The organism is Flavobacterium gelatinilyticum (assembly GCF_027111295.1).
GTDB lineage: Bacteria > Bacteroidota > Bacteroidia > Flavobacteriales > Flavobacteriaceae > Flavobacterium > Flavobacterium gelatinilyticum.
The window spans coordinates 627,759-644,991 of sequence record NZ_CP114287.1 but is presented as its reverse complement, the minus strand read 5'-3'; the positions used below and the strand labels follow the sequence as shown (position 1 = coordinate 644,991).

Below are 17,233 nucleotides of genomic sequence, written 5' to 3'. Positions count from 1 at the left end.
TTATTTTTCATAATCCGCCATTTTTTTTATGAACTAAAGGCAAAATAACGCTAAAAGCAGTTCCGGCCCCCTCTTGTGAGGAGACAGAAATTTCTCCCTGATGGTTCTGCAGGATCTTGCGGCACATGGCAAGGCCGATCCCGGTGCCTGAATACTCTTCGTTGGAGTGCAGGCGCTGGAAGATGTGGAAAATCTGATGGGCATACTCCTGGGAGAACCCAATGCCATTATCGCGCACTTCTATTTTTATATAAGCAGCTTTCAAATCCAGGGCATGGAGCCTGATTTCAGATTCGCCGGCCGTCTGTGCGGTAATGTCGATTTCAGGCCTGATACCCGGCCGGGTATATTTAAGGGCATTGGAGACCAGGTTGCCGAAAAGCTGCGACATCTGAAGAGGTATGGCTTCCACAACGGGAAGTTCCCCGATGCTCACAAGCGCATTTTTCTGCTCGATTACCAGCTCAAAATCGGTCAGGATCTCGCTGACCACATCATTGAGCCCTACAGGGACAAACTCTTGGGAATTATGGGTCAGTTTTGAGAACTGCAGCACATCTTTGATCAGGTTTTCCATCCTTCTGGAAGAAGAGCTGATCTTCTCGGTATAAAAGTAGGCCTTCTCGGGGTTCTTCTCCAGGTTGTTTCGCAGCATATCGGTAAAGATACTGATCTTTCTAACAGGTTCCTGCAGGTCATGGGAAGCGATATAGGCAAACTGCGAAAGCTCATGGTTATTGGTCTCCAGCTGGGCGTTTTTGGACTCAAGCTCTGCGGTCTGTTCCCGTACCTTAAAGGTAAGTTCCTGCTGGAGCTCCCTCTCTTTGGTCACGTCGCGCGCGGTGCCGCTCAGTGACTTGACAAGACCATCCTTGCCGGACTGCACCTGTGCGTTGGCATGGATAATGCGGTGCTGGCCGGTTATTTTGTTAACAATCTCAAATTCATAATCATAAAAATGCTCGGCCGAACCGCTCAGCGCCTCTTCCAGGGCCGCGGATACCTTATGCCTGTAGGGTTCGCTGATGCGCTGCAGGAACTCCTCACGGTCTGCGGTGCTGTCACTTAAACCGAGCCAGTCCTTGAAGCGCTCAGAACAGGTGATGGCCTTATTTCCGGCATCCAGAGACCAGGTGGCCAGCTCGGCCAGTTCAATGGCCCCTGTAAGGGCCAGTCTGGTCTCTTCGAGTTTTTTTGTGGCAGTGACCTGATCGGTAACATCAATGGCAATGTCCATAACCCCGTATATTTCGCCTTTGGAATCACGGATCGGGGTATAGGTAAACTCGAAGTAATAGGTGCTGAGTTTCCCGTTGAGCTTCAGCTCTGCCGGTAGGGCATGACCGTAATAGGTTTCCCCGGTAAGGTAAACCTGTTGCAGGATATCGGTAAAAGGCTGGCCCTTGAGCTCGGGAACGGCCTCTTCCAGGGCAAGCCCTACCACAGAGCGGTCTTTGCCCCAGTATCCGATCATGATATCATTGGCAATTTCGATTTTCATCTCAAGGCCCGTAAAAAGGCAGATCCCCACCGGGGACTGCTCAATCATAGAGGACACCTTATACTGGCTTTCAATCACGGCCTGGCGTACGGAAATCATTTCATCCATATCCATGCAGAACCCTGCGTAGCCGCCGTACTCTCCCTGGGCATCATAGAAGGGGTCGCCCGCAGCACGGCACCAGATCAGTTCTCCAGTATATTTGCGTGCCCTGAAAAGGACATCGAAATGGCTTTTCTGCTCCAGTGCCCCAAGGTATGCTTCTTTGGTTTTTTTATAGTCCTGCTCGTCAATGACCCAGGTCCATTTTCCGGCCAGCAGTTCCTGGTAGGGAACCCCGGTGAAATCAATCAGGGTCTTGTTGAAATAGGTAAAGTTGCCCTGGGGATTGCAAAGCCATAATCCGGTGGGGGAGCTGTCCGTTACATTTGAAAAATGGCGGTCTGCCTCCCGTTTGTTCATCTCAAGGCGCGACTGCGCCTCTTCAAGGGCCAGGCGGCTGTTTTCCCTCTCGGTGATATCGGCAACCGTTCCCGAAAACAGGGCTGTTTTGCCCTCGGGGTTTACAATTCGGGCTGCCGATACGGCAATATGGTGTATGCTGCCATCGTCCCAGATCACCCTTGGCGCATAGTAAAAAGTGCCATTCTCGATACCGCTCTGGATGGCGCCGGACCTCAGATGCAGGTCATCGGGGTGCACGTGCTTGAGAAAGTCTTTCCTGCCCAGTCCGGGTTTAAAGTTTCCTGTGAGTATCCTGCTAAACCCGGCAGAGTACTCCAGTGTATTGGCGTCATAGTCCACGCTGAAAAGGCCAAGGCCCATGCTCTGTATGGTAAGGTCGGTGAGCTGTCTTGATTTTTGAAGCTCCCGGGCCGCATTTCGGTGCTGGGTGACATCCTGCAGGATGCCGTTAAAACGGTAGGCTTTTTTATTGCTGTCAAACCATGCCTTACCCAGGGCATGTACAATGCGCGGTATTTTGGTATGGGGGTGGATAATGGTGTATTCAATATCATAACGGCCGCCTGATTCGTACACAAGGGCATTATTTATCGATTCGGTAACACGCTGGCGGTCCTTCTCTGCGATAGATTCCAGGGCATGGTCCAGCTGCACCTGCTGATCGGCCTTGAGCCCGAACCACTCCTTTAGCCTTGCATTGGCAGAGAAGCGGCGCGTGGCCGGATCCAGGTCATAGGTCCCGAATTCGGCTGCATTAATGGCAAACTCCAGCTCGTCGCTGCTTTGCTGCAGGTGCAGGATGTTGTTTACCTTTTGGGTGGTTTCATTGCAGATTACAAGCACACCCTTGATCTGCCGCTGGTCGTCCCTTATGGGACTGTAGCTGAAAGTCCAGTACACGTCTTCCATTTTGCCGTTTCGGAAAATTGGCAGCAAAAGGTCGTCATACCAGACACTTTCTCCTGTCGACAGCACTTTTTGGATCAGGGGATGTATAAAATCCCATATTTCCGGCCAGCAGTCTACGGCTTTCTGGCCCATGGCTTTGGGGTGTTTTCCTTGGTTTCCAAAACTGGGACGGTAGGCGTCATTGTAGAACTGGATTAGTTCATCGCCCCACCAGAGGAACATCGGGAACTTGGAGGACACAATTGTGGCAATGGTATTTTTGAGGCTCTCCGGCCAGCTCTCAACAGGGCCCAAAGTATGGCGCTGCCAGTCAATATTGCCAATGAGCCCGGCGGCTTCGCCACCATTTTGTAGAAAGTAAAAGTCTGAAGTATTTGGGTGATGGTTCAAGTTTCTGGTTTTATAAGGGCTGCTGCAGATTGGCACAGCATTAGTTTTTGTAAAAGTAAGAAATTTTATTTTTTAAGCCCTTCTCGCAAAAAGCATTTGTGATGCAAATATTGGAAAGCCAGGTGTGAAATGCCTTATATCTTTTGACTTGGAAATTACAAAATTAAGTCGGTTTTTGCAAAACTACCGTATTGCGGTATTTTGTGCCTTTAATCTATCTGTATGCACTGCAGGCAGTATGAACGGTATTGAATTTTCCAATTAGATACGAACTTCGCAAGGAAAAGTTTGCGAAATGTAGCGACTCTGCTTTCCCCCGGCAGCAGCCTGCCTACATGGAAAGTACTGTGCAGGTAAACATTGATTTTTCGCTGAAAGGGCTCATTAACAAAATGTAAAAAGCTGTTTTTTTAAGATGTTTTTTCCTAAATATGAATTATATTTGTATTTCCCCAATCTAATGGATGGAATAATTTCCTTATCCTTCAACTGACCTGAGCTGTAAATGAGCCTATCATTTTGCATTTGATACATCACTTTTGGTTTGATATAAATTTTATTGCTTATGGCTGTGAGTGTGCATAGTGCCCCGAAATCTATTTATTTAGCCGATGACGACAGTGACGACAGGGATTTCTTTACCGATGCCATCCGTGAAGTTGATCCCGGTGTGGTCCTTAAGGTAGCCCAGGACGGTGTGGAGCTCATCGATAACCTGCTTGCGCTTTCCGGCGCAGAGCTTCCCGATTTTATTTTCCTGGATATCAATATGCCCCGAAAATCAGGTCTGGAATGCCTTGAGGAAATCAGAAACCATAAGGGCGGGTTAAAAAAAGTCAATGTGGTGATGCTTTCCACCAGCAGCGATCCCGAGAATATCCAAAGGGCAAGGCAGATGGGCGCCGCATTTTACGCGGTCAAGCCCAGCTCCTTTGAAAAGCTCAAATCCCTGCTTGGGGAGATCCTGAGCATGAACCTTGTCGCTGCCCTGGAAGCCAACAGGCAGTTTTTGTTTGAATAAACTGTGCTTATGCATAACAGCGGTGCAGGTTATGACTGCTTATTTACAATCCATTTGTATTGCTATGAGTAGCATCGATCGATAATCTATATCAGAGCATTAGTCCTGAATTTCCCCATCGGTTTTCTGGGAGTGGTACCGCCGCAGCCATTGCTGCATTTTCTCCAGCAGCTGCACTTCCCCGGGATTGCCCGTTGGATCGGCAGGCCCTTTGATGGTCCTGTTTTCTCTGCATTTTTTATTTTCAAAGGCCACCTGAATTTTGGCTGCTCGTTGTGGGAGACCAGCCATCTGTTTTCTCCTATGTCCCTGATTTCAAATTTTTTCATACTGCTTTGATCCACCTCTGTATGCACTAATCTTTTCAGATTGTGATTAACGATTTGATTTTTGCGGATCGAAATGGTTGCACTTTTTGTTTTATTGTTGCAAATTATAAAATGCAACCATTTTACAGCATCTTCGGATATTCAGCGTAGGATCTTTCCTTAAATTTATAATTACTTCAAATAAGTGGCGGCTTCAGCATAAAATTTTAATCAGTTTTATAAAAGCAGCTTCTTCAGGATACCAACTTAATCTCTTGTATAATTATAAATCTCTTATTATGAAAAAAAGAAAACATCTACTAGTAGTATTGGTGCTGTCGTTATTTACGTGCGCCGTTATGGATGCCCAGACCAAAAAAAGCCCCAATATTATTATCCTGCTCTCAGATGATACCGGATGGGGTGATTTAGGCCCTTATGGCGGCGGGGAGGCCAGAGGAGCCGCAACGCCCAACATAGACCGCATGGCAAATGAAGGAATGCAGTTCTGGTCCTTTTACGGACAGCCAAGCTGTACGCCGGGAAGAGCAGCTTTGATAACCGGAAGAATACCCAATAGAAGCGGTATGACAACAGTTGCATTCCCCGGGGATGGAGGAGGACTGCCTAAAGCCGAATGGACATTGGCATCTTTATTAAAACGTAAAAACTATAATACTTTTTTTGCAGGAAAATGGCACCTTGGCGAAGAGGATTATTCTATGCCAATTGCGCAGGGATTTGATGTGATGAAGAACGTAACTTTGTACCACCTAAATGCTTACACCTATACCGATCCCGATTGGAATGCTGACATGCCGGACGATATCAGGGCAACTTGGGTTAAAGGGACCAAAGGTGCTTTGGAGGGCGAAGCTGGAAAACCATACAGGGAAGTTAGGAAAATAGATGGAAAAGTAATTCCGTTCTTGGATCAATACACAGAAGAAGAATCTATAAAATGGCTAAAGGAAAATGCGAAAAAAGACAAGCCTTTTTTCATGGAAATTTCTTTTGCCAAAAACCATCAGCCTAACCTGCCTCACCCGGATTATGTAGGTAAATCTGCAGGAAAAAATAAATACGCCGATTGTATTGTTGAGCTGGATTCAAGAATAGGACGTATTATGGATGAGGTGCGCAATCTGGGCATTGCAGAAAACACTTTAATCATCTATACAGTGGATAATGGTACTTGGCAGGATGTATATCCTGACTGCGGTTATACTCCTTTTAGAGGCACAAAAGGAACAGACCGTGAAGGAGGAAGCCGTATTCCAACTCTGGCATGGTGGCCTGGGCAGATTAAGCCAAATAGCAAGAATAGTGATATTTTGGGAACACTTGATTTTATGGCAACCTTTGCAGCTTTGTCCGGGCAGGAACTGCCAACGGTCGACAGGGATGGAAAACCGACAATTTTTGACAGTTATGATATGTCTCCGGTTTTATTTGGCACAGGTAAATCTAAGAGAAATATGTGGCTTTATTTTACGGAGGACGAATTGGCTCCAGGCGCAATCCGAATTGGTAAATTCAAAGCGGTATTTAATCTGCGTGGTGATAACGGACAAGCAACAGGTGGTTTAGCGGTAGACTCTAATTTAGGCTGGAAAGGGGCATCCAGTTATGTGGCAACCGTACCGCAGATATTTGATTTGTGGGCAGATCCGCAAGAGCGCTACGATTTATTTATGAACAATTTTACAGAGAAAACCTGGTTTCTGCCAACCATTCAAAAGATTCTGGGAGAGTTTGTTAAAACCTATGAAAAATACCCGCCAAATCCTTTACAGAGCCAAATGTACCCAGGCCCGACAACAATTAATGATTATTTAATGTTTAAAAATGTTCAGGAAAAACTTAAAGCAACATCAAATGCAAAAAGAAGCGGAGGAGGGTGAGAATTAAAAAATAAGATAATTATTAAAGAATGTTTCTAATTTTTTTTGTAATTTTAAAACTGTTGCATGGAGAGCCAATAATACTTAAATTTAAGTTGTTGGCTCTTTTCTTTTTGTTATAAAATCCTATTTAAAATTTTGCTAAGAAATTATTATGTACTTTAAAACAAAAGAGATTCTATGAGCTAGCGTCTGGGCTGAAACAATACTTAATGATATTTGAGAAAAGCTGCAGACAGGATTAACATCAATAGCTGAATGTCTTTAGATGCCAGTTTACATATTGAAAGCAGGGAAGTGCCTTGAGAAGCGTCCCAAAGATAAAGAAGGATGCAGTTAATAAAGGAGGTCATGATCAGAGCAAAAAATATTATTACATATAACTGCTTCACAATTGAAAAAGTTATACTATTTTTATTACATAAAGATTTAAAAACAAATACTTGCACATTATGTCATTTCAAGCGTATATTGATAACATTAAGACCAAAACAGGAAAGAGCCCCGAAGACTTTAAAAAGCTGGCCCAGGCAAAAGGTTTCATGGAAAATGGGGAACTTGTAAAGACAGTAAAAGCAACTGAAATTACAAACTGGCTAAAAGAGGAGTTTATGCTCGGCCATGGTCATGCAATGGCGATCTATGCTGCCTTCAAAGGTAAAACAGAGTAAAATAAATAAAAAATTGCCAAAAGCGTAACAGGGAAAAAATTGATAAGTCCTGTAGCAGTTTGCAGAGCAGAGATCACTTCTGTTTCTCCTCGATAAACTTACCCTGTTTTGTATTGGCCTTCTCAGCGATTATAGCCAATTTGCTATTAAGACCTTTTTTCCAGCTTTATAACTAAGGAACCGATCTGCATGGCATAAAGGGGGGCGTTACAGATACTTGTTTTAAGTGAAATAGGGGCGCAGCAGCTGTGCCAGCTCTTTGACGCTGGAAGGTTTTGTCAGAAAACCCCTCGCGCCCTCTGCCTTTAGCTGCTGCTGGGTATCGGGATCCTCTGAGGTGGAAAGTATAATTACCGGTATATCGCCAAGGCCCTTGCTCGCTTTTAGCTGCGCGAGAAATTCCTGCCCGTTTATGACCGGCATGTTCAGATCAAGAAAAATAGCATCAGGGAGTATCTCGCCGCTTTGAAGCGTGTGCAGCGCTTTGGCGGCATTGGCAAATGAGAAACATTTGGCCGTGCCTGATAGGTGCTCTATTGCCGCGGCAAAATAGTAAATATCGTCATGGTCATCATCAATATGAAAAATGGTTGTATAGCCCATTTGTCCCAGTTAGTAAATTATTGGGTATAAAAATAAATCTTGCAGTAAATTTTATATAAATCCTGCCCGGGGCAAAGGCCTGTATACAATCAGGCAATGGGAGAGATCCGCCGCTGGTCTTCAATGTGCCGGCAGCAGCGCAGAGGCCGGGTCTGTGCTGCTTTGGGAAAAAACCTTATCCCTCTATTTTGCCTTTGTGATAGCGCCTTAGCCACTGCTCCATTTTCTCAAGCAGCTGCACTTCCTTGGGGCTGCCGGTAGGATCGGCAAGGCCATTTATGATCCTCTCATCATTGAACTTTTTATTTTCAAACTGGCAGGTGAATTTTGGTACTTCGTTGTGTGATACCAGCCAATTATTCTGTCCTGCGTCTTTAATTTCAAATTTCTTCATATCTCATGCCCGCCCAACGCTTTGGCAGCTTTAGCATTAATGTAAAAAGGCAAAATTACGGGTTTTATTTTTATTGTCCTCCGTTTTTGTGTTAAGTCAGCGGGACGCCCTGACACGCGATTTAGATTATCGAAGTTGTTGGAAGAATCACTGTATTTCTAGAAATCGAAAGTCATCCGTCTAATATTTTAATATTATTTTTTTTGCAGTTTTTTTCTGCTATACGTTCCACCCGAGCTGGCGAACTGGCGAAGCAATCTTTTGTGCCGAAACCCGGGGCATTTGTATATACTATTATTTTTTTGGAGCTGTTCCCGCTATCCGTTGCAATCTTTTGCGCCGAACACCGGCACAAAAGGATTTTCACTGCACACGAGCGAAGCGAACTGGCGAAGCAATCGGGGCTGGGGCTGCTGAGGAGCCCGGCTCTTTAGACTTATAAAAATAAGTGAGATTATAAAAAAAATGGCGCAAATTGTCTTCAATTGGCGCCATTTGGCTTGTTTGTGCCCCCTAGAGGACAGATTACACCACTTTATGGCGGATTTGAAGAGATTGGCGTATTGGAAGTAGGCACTGACTTTCATTGACTTTATGAATTTGGTTTGGATGTCCTGCTGGGGATCGATGGAAAAGTTATTGAATAATCTATTTAAACAGAACAAACTGTATTACTTTTTTGTGATAAAATTTGAAGGCAGCACCAGTGTCGTTTATCGACCAGCCATTTATCGGAATTATGATAAATGGAAGGATTAAGTTGTAAATTTTTCCCGCCTATGCGCTATAATTTTGCATTTATTCAAAATTAAAGTATATAATGAAAACGCACGAAAAGAAAAGAATCAATGAAATAGATAAAGCGCAGGATTCAATAAAACGAAAAAGCATGATGATAAATGTGATGGTTTTTTCGATACTTTCGTTTATAGCGGTGCTGCTCATTACAATTATCGTTTAACGGCATTTGCCTGCGATTTGTTTAGCTTTAGTTTGCTGATAAAAGAATTTTACAAAATTTCTGACTGTCAACAAACCCTTTAGTTGGCAAGGGCTTCTAAGGCATTTTTTATGAGCTGTTCCCGCTATCCGTTCTAATCTTCTGCGCTGGACTCCAGCGCTAAAGGATTTACGCTGCTATCAAAGCTAGCAGCTGACCGGATAGTTTTGTGGCAAATAGCGGAATATCACCAATGTAATGTCCTTTGGAAATATTAAATACTTTACAAATTGGAAATCCTAAATGAGTTTTTCGTAAAAGCAGTGAGCCCGAAACAAATCGGGCCCCTTATAATCAAATTCTATTGCAATTCTAAACCTTTGGAATCATTCGTGATTAAATCCGTTTTTTTTGCTATCTTATGCTAGACTTTCTCCTATAAGAAGGCGGGTGCTGAGAACAACCCTGTTCCAAAGATTGATGGTAATTACGGCCGTTATTATATCTGCTATCTGGTTTTCGCTGAAATACAGCAGTGCCTTTGAGTAGGTTTCATCCGTTAGTCCATTCTCATGGATCAGCGTTATTTCTTCGGTTACCGCCAGTACTGCTTTTTCCTCTGCTGTAAAAATGTCCCCGGCTTCCCTCCAGGCACTCAAGAGAAAAATGCGCTGGTTTGACTCGCCGTTTTTAACGGCGTCCTGGGTATGGATGTTGATGCAGTAGGCACAGCCGTTGATCTGCGAGGCACGTATCTTTATGAGTTCTTTGGCTGTCTTGGATATGGAAATCTTTGAAAGGTAGCTTTCAAGGCCGATCATCGCTTTTAGTGCGTCCGGGGCGGCCTGCTTAATGTTAAGTCTTTTTTGCATGGTATTATTCTTTTAAAATTGTTCCATGCAAAATTGAATAATAAGAAAATAAAAAAACTTAAACTGGTTTAAGAAAGAAGCCTTTTGCGGATTTCGCTCAAATACTCGGGAGTGAATCCCAGATAGGAGGCGATCAGGTATTGGGGTACACGCTGGATGAATTCGGGGTGGTTTCTGACAGCCTGGAAATAAAACTCTTCCTTGGAGAAAGAGAAAAGAAATTTGATGCGTTTCTGGGCAGCTGCATAAGCCCGCTGGTAGACAAAACGGAAATAGCGCTCCATTACCGGAAACTTCTCCAGGAGCTTCTGCTGGTTCTCCGAAGTGATGTAAAGCAGCGTGGATTTCTCTACGGCCTGAATAAAAAATTCTGTCGCGAGCTGGTTCTCGTAGGCAAAGTTATCGGTAAGCCACCAGGTTTCTATGGCAAATTCAGTGGTCTGTTCGGTGCCTTTCTCATTAATATAAAACTTTCTAAGCAGGCCTTCCAAAACAAAATAATGATGCCGGCAGATCTGTCCCTCCTTTAGCAGGTTTTCTTTTTTACACGTTTCTTTTATGTCGAAGTATTTTTTGATCTGCTCAAAGTCACTGTCTGAGACCTCTGCGAACTTGGCTATGTGGTTTTTGAGTATATTGTACATCCGGAGTAAATGACATATTGGTTTTGACTGTTTGGCCAGCTTTTTAATCCGAATGGTGCCGCTGGCGTGCTATCATTGCAAATATAGCAAATAATAAGTTTTGTAATGTTTCGATATTAAGTTTTACGCGGTATTTCATTACAGTGTCTAAAGTTAATTTTGAAGCTTAATGCACCGATACTGCACCTAAATTCAAATCCGTTTTTCATGAGAAATAAATCAACATTTTGCCTCAGTCGAGCAACAAGTTCTGGATGATCCGAAAAAATCGTTTACTGCATTTAGTGTTTGTCCTTAGCGGCTTTGTGAATTTGGTTTGGCAGTACCGCAGGGCTACACCCAGATTATCCACATTTTGGACCAGGACGCGGAGTTTCATATCAATTCTTTTGATATTGAAACAGGAACCGCTGGTGAAGTACAGGAATTTATTACGGCATTTATTGCCCGCGAGCAGCTGGAGGACAGTGTATCGATTTTCTTCAGTTAATTATTGTCTGCTTAATTTTAAGTAAATTTTAAAAGAAAGAATAAAAAGCGTCCTTTACAATGATAGGGACGTTTTTTGATTTCCTAAGTGATACTAAAAAAGCATTGAGGACTATTAAATATTATTTTTTAGGAGCTTTTCCCGCTATTCATTCCAATCTTTTGTGCCGAAACCCGGCACAAAAGGATTTCCGCTGCACATGAGCGAAGCGAACTGGCGAAGCAATCGGGGCTGGGGCTCTGAGGAGCCCTGTTTTGTAGTATACCAATAACTGGCGCAGCTTGCCGGTGCTGTAAAAGAAAAAGTTATCAATAGAAATTTTATTTCAGAACTTCCACCATTTTTTATCCTTGCTTTCAGCGGTATCCGCAGCAGGGTCTGAAGGTAAATTCCCGCCTGAAGCAGAGAAGCAGGTGTGGAAAAACAGTGATAATAGAGCAATGCCTGCAGGCCTGTTTAATTTTACTTTACCTGCCTGAAGGTAAGGTTGATCCTAGGCAGCACTTCCCGGGCTGTTTTGGGGACCTGATGCTCCCAATACGTATTGGTATGTCCTGCCATAAGCAGGAAAGTACCGTGATGCAGGGGAATTTCAATCTGGGGGATGTGCTTGAGGGTTTTATGGCGCAGGCGGAACAGCCGTGTTTCCCCAAAGGTTACCGATGCGATATTCATGTCTTTATTGGTACTGGTAGTTTTGTCGCTGTGCCAGCCGACCCCGTCACTGCCGTCCCTGTAGAGGTTGAGCAGCACGGCATTAAAATTAATAGCGGTATGCTGCTCCACGCGTTCGCGGATCTGAAGCAGTTCGGCGGGCCAGTCGGGATTTGATTTTCTTTCGGGCCTTCTTGTCTCGCCGTACCATGTAATCATTCTGGGGGCAGTGACCACTTTATCGTACATCGGCATTTCATATTCCCTCCACTGGGAATTATGGTATAAAAAATTATAGTAATAATCGGATTCTTCCTTGCTGAAAAAATTATCAATCAGCATCAGGTCCGCATCAGGGACGTCAAAAATCCTTTTGCCGCCTTTGCCTGATGAAAAAATTTCGGTGTCATCAAATAGCATCATTTTGATTGGTTTTTAATTATAGATCATTTATAAACGGGAAGGAAAAAAGGTATTGTTAATTCCCCATTTTAAGCCTTGGCAGGTTGATTTCATGCTCCTGCGGGTAGGGCTGGCGGTCGGTCATGCTGACATCCTCCCGCAGCTGTCCATGTACTTTAAACTGCCTCTGATCAGAATTCGAATACCTGGGATCGGCAATAAAAGGCATCTTTGCCATTTTGGTAACCGTTACAGTCGGGAAGTGATAATCCACTTCCACATGGCCCAGCAGCAGGTAACAGCCGCCTCCCTGAAAGGGATATTCCTTCAGGCTTCCTGTGAAATGGGCTGTATCGAAAAGTTCCCCCTGAGCGTCTATCCATGTCCCGAAATACATGGCGCCCATTTTCGTTGGCACATGTTTTCTGGAAATCAGATAAGCCAGCATGCGTACTGTTTTTTTATGATGTTTTAATAAATCTTTTGCCAATACATCACCTCTGAATTTAGTCTGCAGCAGATCAAAAGGGGAGCAGGAGACCGGAAAACTCAACAGCTCAATCTCGTCAAAAGCATCTTCAAATTCAGAACGTTCCAGTTTAGGAAGTTCATATTCCTTAACGGGCTGCTGAATCAGCATAAGGCTTCGGTTCTCAGGCTTGAAATTTACCATTATAAGCCGGGCAATAACCAGCAGCTGGTTTTTTGTTTTTCCCGTAAAACGGAATGCCCCTATAAAAATCAGGATCTGTATACCTTCGATACCAATCGGAATGCGGTTGATAAAATCCTCCAGTGATTTATATTCCCCATTATTTTCGCGTTCTGTCTGTATTTGTATCGCTATTTTAGATTCCAGGCTCTGCAGGTGCATGAAGCCCAGATAAACATCCGAGCCGTAAAGGGTGGTTTCCAGTTCGCTTTTGTTCACGCACGGATTGTGTATTGCGGCACCGGACATCCTTGCCTCATGCACGTACACCTCGGTTCTGTAAAAGCCGCCCTGATTGTTGATCACCGCCACCATAAATTCCACAGGATAATGCACTTTCAGATACAGGCTCTGGTAGCTCTCCACGGCATAAGAGGCAGAGTGCGCCTTGCAGAAGGAGTATCCGGCAAAGGATTCAATCTGCCGGTAAATCTCCTCGCTGAGCTTCAGTGGATGTCCCTGGGCTGCACAGGAAACAAAGAAATTATCCTTTACTTTCTGAAGCGCCGCTTTAGAGCGTCCTTTTCCTGACATGGCACGGCGCAGGATATCCCCGTCTGCTGCGGGAAGCCCCCCATAATGCAGGGCAATTTTGATCACGTCTTCCTGATAGACCATAATGCCATAGGTTTCGCCTAATTGTTCTTGGAATACAGGATGGAAATACTCGAACTTATCGGGATGGTTATGGCGGAAAATATATTCTTTCATCATGCCTGACTGCGCCACGCCGGGACGTATGATGGAGGAAGCAGCGACAAGGGTTTTGTAATTGTCGCACTTCAGACGGCGCAAAAGACCCCGCATGGCCGGGCTTTCGATGTAGAAACAGCCGATAGTCCTGCCGATTCCCAGAAACGCATTACAGGTGGCCTCATTTTTGGAAATGGCCGTATCACGGATATTGAGCCGTATGCCGCGGTTTTTCTCGATAAGCTTCACGCTGTCATCAATATGGCCGATACCCCTTTGGCTTAATATATCGAATTTTTCAAGACCTATGTCCTCGGCTGTATGCATATCAAAAAGCACAATTGGAAATCCTTTTGGGGGCATTTCCAGCGGCGTGTAATTGGTGATAGGCTCCTCGGAGATCAGGATCCCGCAGGAGTGCATGCTTCTTTGGTTGGGGTATTTCTCCAGCAGCATCCCATATTCCTGGACCTGTTTTACCACTTTGTTGGTCAAGTGCAGTTCCATTGGATTTTTAGCCAGCGCGTCGAGTTCTTCCTTGGGAAGCCCAAAGACTTTGCCGACTTCCCGAAAGATGGAACGGTATTTAAATTCCACATTAGTGCCGCAGAAAGCCACATGGTCATAGCCATAGCGCGAGAAAATGTATTCCAGGATCGTGTCGCGCTCTTTCCAGCTCCAGTCGATATCAAAATCAGGAGGGCTCTTGCGGTTCAGGTTTAGGAACCTTTCAAAGTATAAGTCCAGTTCCAGAGGACAGATATCAGTTATTCCTAAGCAATAAGCAATGATGCTGTTGGCCCCGCTTCCCCTGCCGATATGCAGGAATCCCTGCGAGTTGCTAAAGCGGATGATGTCCCATGTAATGAGAAAGTAACCGCTGAACTCGAGCTGGTCGATCACTTTGAGTTCTTTGAACATCCGTGATTTGGCCTGGGCATTATTTGTACCGTACCGCCATTCCAAACCCTGTTTGGCCAGGGTGGAGAGAAGGTTCATGTCATACTTGCGGTTATTGGTGTAGAATTTCTTGTTTTTAGGCGCTGCAAAATCAAATTCAAAATGGCAGTCTGCCGTTATTTTTTCGGTATTTAAAATAATCTGTGGATATTCCGAAAAGCACGACAGCAGGGTTTCCAGCGGCACCATCACTTCAGTCCGGCTGCAGTAATCAGAGGCAGTAAGCCTGGAAAGGATAAGGTTCAAATCAATGGCGCGAAGGATCCGGTGCAGGTTATATTCCCTTTTGGTGCGGAAGGTAACGGGCTGCAGGATAACCATTTTGATCTGCCTGTTTCTCCAGTCCGATAAAACCAGTTTTTGCAGCTGCTCGGCACGAATGCCGATGTATTCATTTTCCCTTAATAAATCCGGCGCGTTCTCCAGGGGATAAATCACAAAAACATCTTTAAAATCAGGAGCAGATAAGGGCAGGGGTGTTTTTTCAAAATTATGTTGGGTCAGAAAACGGTTCATCTCGGCAAGGCCTGAGGCATTTTTAGCCAGTCCAATGTAGCGCAGCTGATGCCCGGAGCGGAATTCCATCCCGACTATGGGTTTGATGCCCGCATTCCGGCATCCTTTAATAAAATCGTAAATCCCCGTTACGGTATTGATATCGGTCAGTGCCATAGCGTTAACCCCGCAGGCGGCCGCCTGGCTGATCAAGTCCTCAAGGGGAATCGTGCCGTAGCGAAGGGAATGAAAAGAGTGGCAGTTAAGGTACATGGTTTATTTTCTGCGTTTTAAAATTTCGTCTTTAGTGTTGGGCTTGAACGATGCCCCCGCGCAGCGCATCACCGCATCAAAGCCGTAACGTGTTTTCATTTTATCCATGGCCTGATACAGGGCGAGCATCTCCTCGGTGTCCTCAAACAGGTTTATCTGGTAGGTGCCCCTTACAAGTCCGCTGAACCTTACCCCGATAAGGCGGAGCCTCATCCGGCGCTGGTATAATTTCTCAAACAAATCCGTGACGGCCTGGGTCAGGATGTGATCGGCCGAGGTGTACTGCACGCGGCACTGCTTGGTTTCGGTGTCAAAGTTGGCATATCGTATTTTAATGGTCACAGTTGATGTGAGCCACTCTTCTGATCGGAGCTGAAAGGCCAGTTTTTCCACCATGCCCAATATGATCCTTTTGAGTCTTGGGATATCGATGGTATCCTGGGAAAAGGTATGCTCGGTGGAAATGGATTTTCGCTCGGTATAAGGCTCCACGGGATTATGGTCAATGCCGTTGGCTTTTTTCCAGAGTTCACTGCCGTTTTTGCCGATCATCTGCTGGAGTACCTCCCGCGGCATTTTCGAAAGGGTTTCTATTTTGCGGATCCCGATCCTTGAGAGCAGCTGAAAGGTCTTCTCGCCCACCATGGGTATTTTCTGGATGGACAAGGGATTTAAAAAAGACTGTACCTGATGCTCTGGGATTTCAAGGTTCTGTTTCTGTTTTCCTTCCCCAGTGCCGATCTTAGATACGGTTTTGTTAATGGAAAGGGCAAAGGTGAGGGGCAGGCCTGTTTCTTTGATTATGGTCTGGGCCAGTTCGTTTGTCCATTTATAGCTGCCATGGAATTTGTCCATACCGGTAATATCCAGATAAAATTCATCGATGCTGGCCTTCTCCACCACAGGCGCTTTTTCCTGAATGATCTCTGTAATGTCGTGGGATAATCTGGAATACAATTCCATATCGCCTTTCATGATTTTGGCCTGCGGGCAGAGTTTCATGGCCATGTGGATGGGCATGGCAGAGCGGACCCCGAAACGTCTTGCCTCATAGGAACACGATGCTACAACACCTCTCTCGCCGCCCCCGATAATGAGCGGTATTCCGTTAAGCTCTGAATTGGCCAGTCTTTCGCAGGACACGAAAAACGTATTCATATCGATATGTACAATGGACCTTTCCATACGCTGCTTCATTTTATACAGGACAAAATTAGTACAGATAAGAACATTTTTTAATTTTTATATGTTACAAATAGCAACAAAATTTAAAGTTCCTTGTTTTACAGAAGGTTTGAGGGATGCCGGTTTGGGGCGGTTTTGGGTTTATTCAGAATTTTCAGCTGGGGGGAGTGAAGGGGAAGTTGAGGAGGTGGTTTTGGCTGTGGGGGGAAATGATGTTGGTATGATGCGGGAGGGTTTGGGTGGGAGCGGGCTGTGTTTTGTTTTTAGGTTTGATATTGTTTTTGGTTTGATATTTTTTTTTGAGCTTTTTCCGCTGTGCATTACACCTGAGCAGCAGTGAAACCAAGAAGCAGTCTTTTGTGCCCAGTCCCGTGTCAATTGTTTATAATATTATTTTTTAGGAGCTTTTTCCCGCTATCCGTTGCAATCTTCTGCGCCGAACCCCGGCGCAGAAGGATTTCCACTGCTATCGGGGCTAGTAGGTTTGGCTATTACTATAGTTTAAATTTAGGGAGGGGACTTATCTGATTAAACCTGAACTGAATCGTTATTTTGAATTGGAAGCGTTTGAATGATACTAGTTATTTTAAAATATTAATTTGATCGAATGGTAGGATAATTGTTGATTAAATGACAGAAAGTAAGTAAATTAAGCTCTAGCGTTTCTTCTTTAAATCAATTAAATAATCATATTTTTAAATATGTAATTAAGCTGTGAAGACTTTTGAATTCAAGAAAAAGTCTAAC

Annotated in this window: 14 protein-coding genes; 6 read left to right on the top strand and 8 right to left on the bottom strand. The window is 44.6% G+C overall.

Features of this window, described 5'->3' with window-relative positions; all coding sequences use genetic code 11:
* Positions 1 to 7: 7 nt before the first annotated feature.
* Entirely contained in the window at positions 8 to 3,265 is a 3,258-nt protein-coding gene (locus OZP11_RS02755) for a PAS domain S-box protein (RefSeq protein WP_281233716.1), read from the bottom strand.
* Between the two features lie 565 nt (positions 3,266 to 3,830).
* Between OZP11_RS02755 and OZP11_RS02750 the strand changes: the two genes are divergently transcribed.
* The 3 genes from OZP11_RS02750 to OZP11_RS02740 all read left to right on the top strand — a co-directional run bounded on the left by OZP11_RS02750 (position 3,831) and on the right by OZP11_RS02740 (position 7,169).
* On the top strand, positions 3,831 to 4,286 hold the full coding sequence (locus tag OZP11_RS02750; RefSeq protein WP_281233715.1) for a response regulator: 456 nt from the start codon (positions 3,831 to 3,833) through the stop codon (positions 4,284 to 4,286).
* Between the two features lie 607 nt (positions 4,287 to 4,893).
* Entirely contained in the window at positions 4,894 to 6,498 is a 1,605-nt protein-coding gene (locus OZP11_RS02745; protein ID WP_281233714.1) for an arylsulfatase, read from the top strand.
* 452 nt (positions 6,499 to 6,950) lie between these two features.
* Positions 6,951 to 7,169, top strand: coding sequence for a DUF4287 domain-containing protein (locus tag OZP11_RS02740; RefSeq protein WP_281233713.1), 219 nt, complete (start codon positions 6,951 to 6,953; stop codon positions 7,167 to 7,169).
* Between the two features lie 222 nt (positions 7,170 to 7,391).
* Here OZP11_RS02740 and OZP11_RS02735 read toward each other — a convergent pair whose 3' ends face one another.
* Both OZP11_RS02735 and OZP11_RS02730 read right to left on the bottom strand, forming a co-directional pair.
* Positions 7,392 to 7,772, bottom strand: a complete 381-nt coding sequence (locus OZP11_RS02735) for a response regulator (protein ID WP_281233712.1) — start codon at positions 7,770 to 7,772, stop codon at positions 7,392 to 7,394.
* Between the two features lie 175 nt (positions 7,773 to 7,947).
* A complete protein-coding gene (locus OZP11_RS02730) occupies positions 7,948 to 8,166 on the bottom strand; it encodes a hypothetical protein (protein ID WP_281233711.1) in 219 nt (72 codons plus the stop codon).
* An 820-nt stretch (positions 8,167 to 8,986) separates the two neighbouring features.
* Between OZP11_RS02730 and OZP11_RS02725 the strand changes: the two genes are divergently transcribed.
* Positions 8,987 to 9,127, top strand: coding sequence for a hypothetical protein (locus OZP11_RS02725; protein WP_281233710.1), 141 nt, complete (start codon positions 8,987 to 8,989; stop codon positions 9,125 to 9,127).
* A 398-nt stretch (positions 9,128 to 9,525) separates the two neighbouring features.
* On the opposite strand, the gene OZP11_RS02720 is transcribed toward OZP11_RS02725, so the two are convergent.
* Both OZP11_RS02720 and OZP11_RS02715 read right to left on the bottom strand, forming a co-directional pair.
* Positions 9,526 to 9,978 (bottom strand): carboxymuconolactone decarboxylase family protein, encoded by a 453-nt coding sequence (locus OZP11_RS02720; protein ID WP_281233709.1) that lies wholly within the window; start codon positions 9,976 to 9,978, stop codon positions 9,526 to 9,528.
* Between the two features lie 68 nt (positions 9,979 to 10,046).
* Positions 10,047 to 10,622: a Crp/Fnr family transcriptional regulator gene (locus tag OZP11_RS02715; protein ID WP_281233708.1), complete on the bottom strand. Its 576-nt coding sequence runs from the start codon at positions 10,620 to 10,622 to the stop codon at positions 10,047 to 10,049.
* 355 nt (positions 10,623 to 10,977) lie between these two features.
* On the opposite strand from OZP11_RS02715, the gene OZP11_RS02710 reads away from it, so the two are divergent.
* A complete protein-coding gene (locus OZP11_RS02710; protein ID WP_281233707.1) occupies positions 10,978 to 11,112 on the top strand; it encodes a hypothetical protein in 135 nt (44 codons plus the stop codon).
* A gap of 462 nt (positions 11,113 to 11,574) precedes the next feature.
* Here the strand turns inward: OZP11_RS02710 and OZP11_RS02705 are convergent, their stop codons facing one another.
* The 3 genes from OZP11_RS02705 to dinB are packed head-to-tail and all read right to left on the bottom strand — an operon-like array spanning position 11,575 to position 16,486.
* Positions 11,575 to 12,189: an alpha-ketoglutarate-dependent dioxygenase AlkB family protein gene (locus OZP11_RS02705; protein ID WP_281233706.1), complete on the bottom strand. Its 615-nt coding sequence runs from the start codon at positions 12,187 to 12,189 to the stop codon at positions 11,575 to 11,577.
* Between the two features lie 55 nt (positions 12,190 to 12,244).
* The gene (locus tag OZP11_RS02700; protein ID WP_281233705.1) at positions 12,245 to 15,301 is read right to left on the bottom strand and encodes a DNA polymerase III subunit alpha; all 3,057 of its coding nucleotides are present in this window, start codon (positions 15,299 to 15,301) and stop codon (positions 12,245 to 12,247) included.
* Positions 15,302 to 15,304: 3 nt separating this feature from the next.
* Positions 15,305 to 16,486, bottom strand: a complete 1,182-nt coding sequence (gene dinB / locus OZP11_RS02695; protein ID WP_281233704.1) for a DNA polymerase IV — start codon at positions 16,484 to 16,486, stop codon at positions 15,305 to 15,307.
* Between the two features lie 61 nt (positions 16,487 to 16,547).
* On the opposite strand from dinB, the gene OZP11_RS02690 reads away from it, so the two are divergent.
* The gene (locus OZP11_RS02690) at positions 16,548 to 16,826 is read left to right on the top strand and encodes a hypothetical protein (RefSeq protein WP_281233703.1); all 279 of its coding nucleotides are present in this window, start codon (positions 16,548 to 16,550) and stop codon (positions 16,824 to 16,826) included.
* The last annotated feature ends 407 nt before the right edge of the window (positions 16,827 to 17,233 follow it).

Bases quoted from the DNA above. Each gene is read 5' to 3' on its own strand.
- OZP11_RS02745 (WP_281233714.1), top strand. From the start codon at position 4,894: ATGAAAAAAAGAAAACATCTACTAGTAGTATTGGTGCTGTCGTTATTT.
- OZP11_RS02690 (WP_281233703.1), top strand. From the start codon at position 16,548: ATGTTACAAATAGCAACAAAATTTAAAGTTCCTTGTTTTACAGAAGGT.
- OZP11_RS02735 (WP_281233712.1), bottom strand. From the start codon at position 7,772: ATGGGCTATACAACCATTTTTCATATTGATGATGACCATGACGATATT.
- OZP11_RS02720 (WP_281233709.1), bottom strand. From the start codon at position 9,978: ATGCAAAAAAGACTTAACATTAAGCAGGCCGCCCCGGACGCACTAAAA.
- OZP11_RS02750 (WP_281233715.1), top strand. From the start codon at position 3,831: ATGGCTGTGAGTGTGCATAGTGCCCCGAAATCTATTTATTTAGCCGAT.
- OZP11_RS02730 (WP_281233711.1), bottom strand. From the start codon at position 8,166: ATGAAGAAATTTGAAATTAAAGACGCAGGACAGAATAATTGGCTGGTA.
- OZP11_RS02725 (WP_281233710.1), top strand. From the start codon at position 8,987: ATGAAAACGCACGAAAAGAAAAGAATCAATGAAATAGATAAAGCGCAG.
- OZP11_RS02715 (WP_281233708.1), bottom strand. From the start codon at position 10,622: ATGTACAATATACTCAAAAACCACATAGCCAAGTTCGCAGAGGTCTCA.
- OZP11_RS02700 (WP_281233705.1), bottom strand. From the start codon at position 15,301: ATGTACCTTAACTGCCACTCTTTTCATTCCCTTCGCTACGGCACGATT.
- OZP11_RS02705 (WP_281233706.1), bottom strand. From the start codon at position 12,189: ATGATGCTATTTGATGACACCGAAATTTTTTCATCAGGCAAAGGCGGC.
- OZP11_RS02740 (WP_281233713.1), top strand. From the start codon at position 6,951: ATGTCATTTCAAGCGTATATTGATAACATTAAGACCAAAACAGGAAAG.
- dinB (WP_281233704.1), bottom strand. From the start codon at position 16,486: ATGGAAAGGTCCATTGTACATATCGATATGAATACGTTTTTCGTGTCC.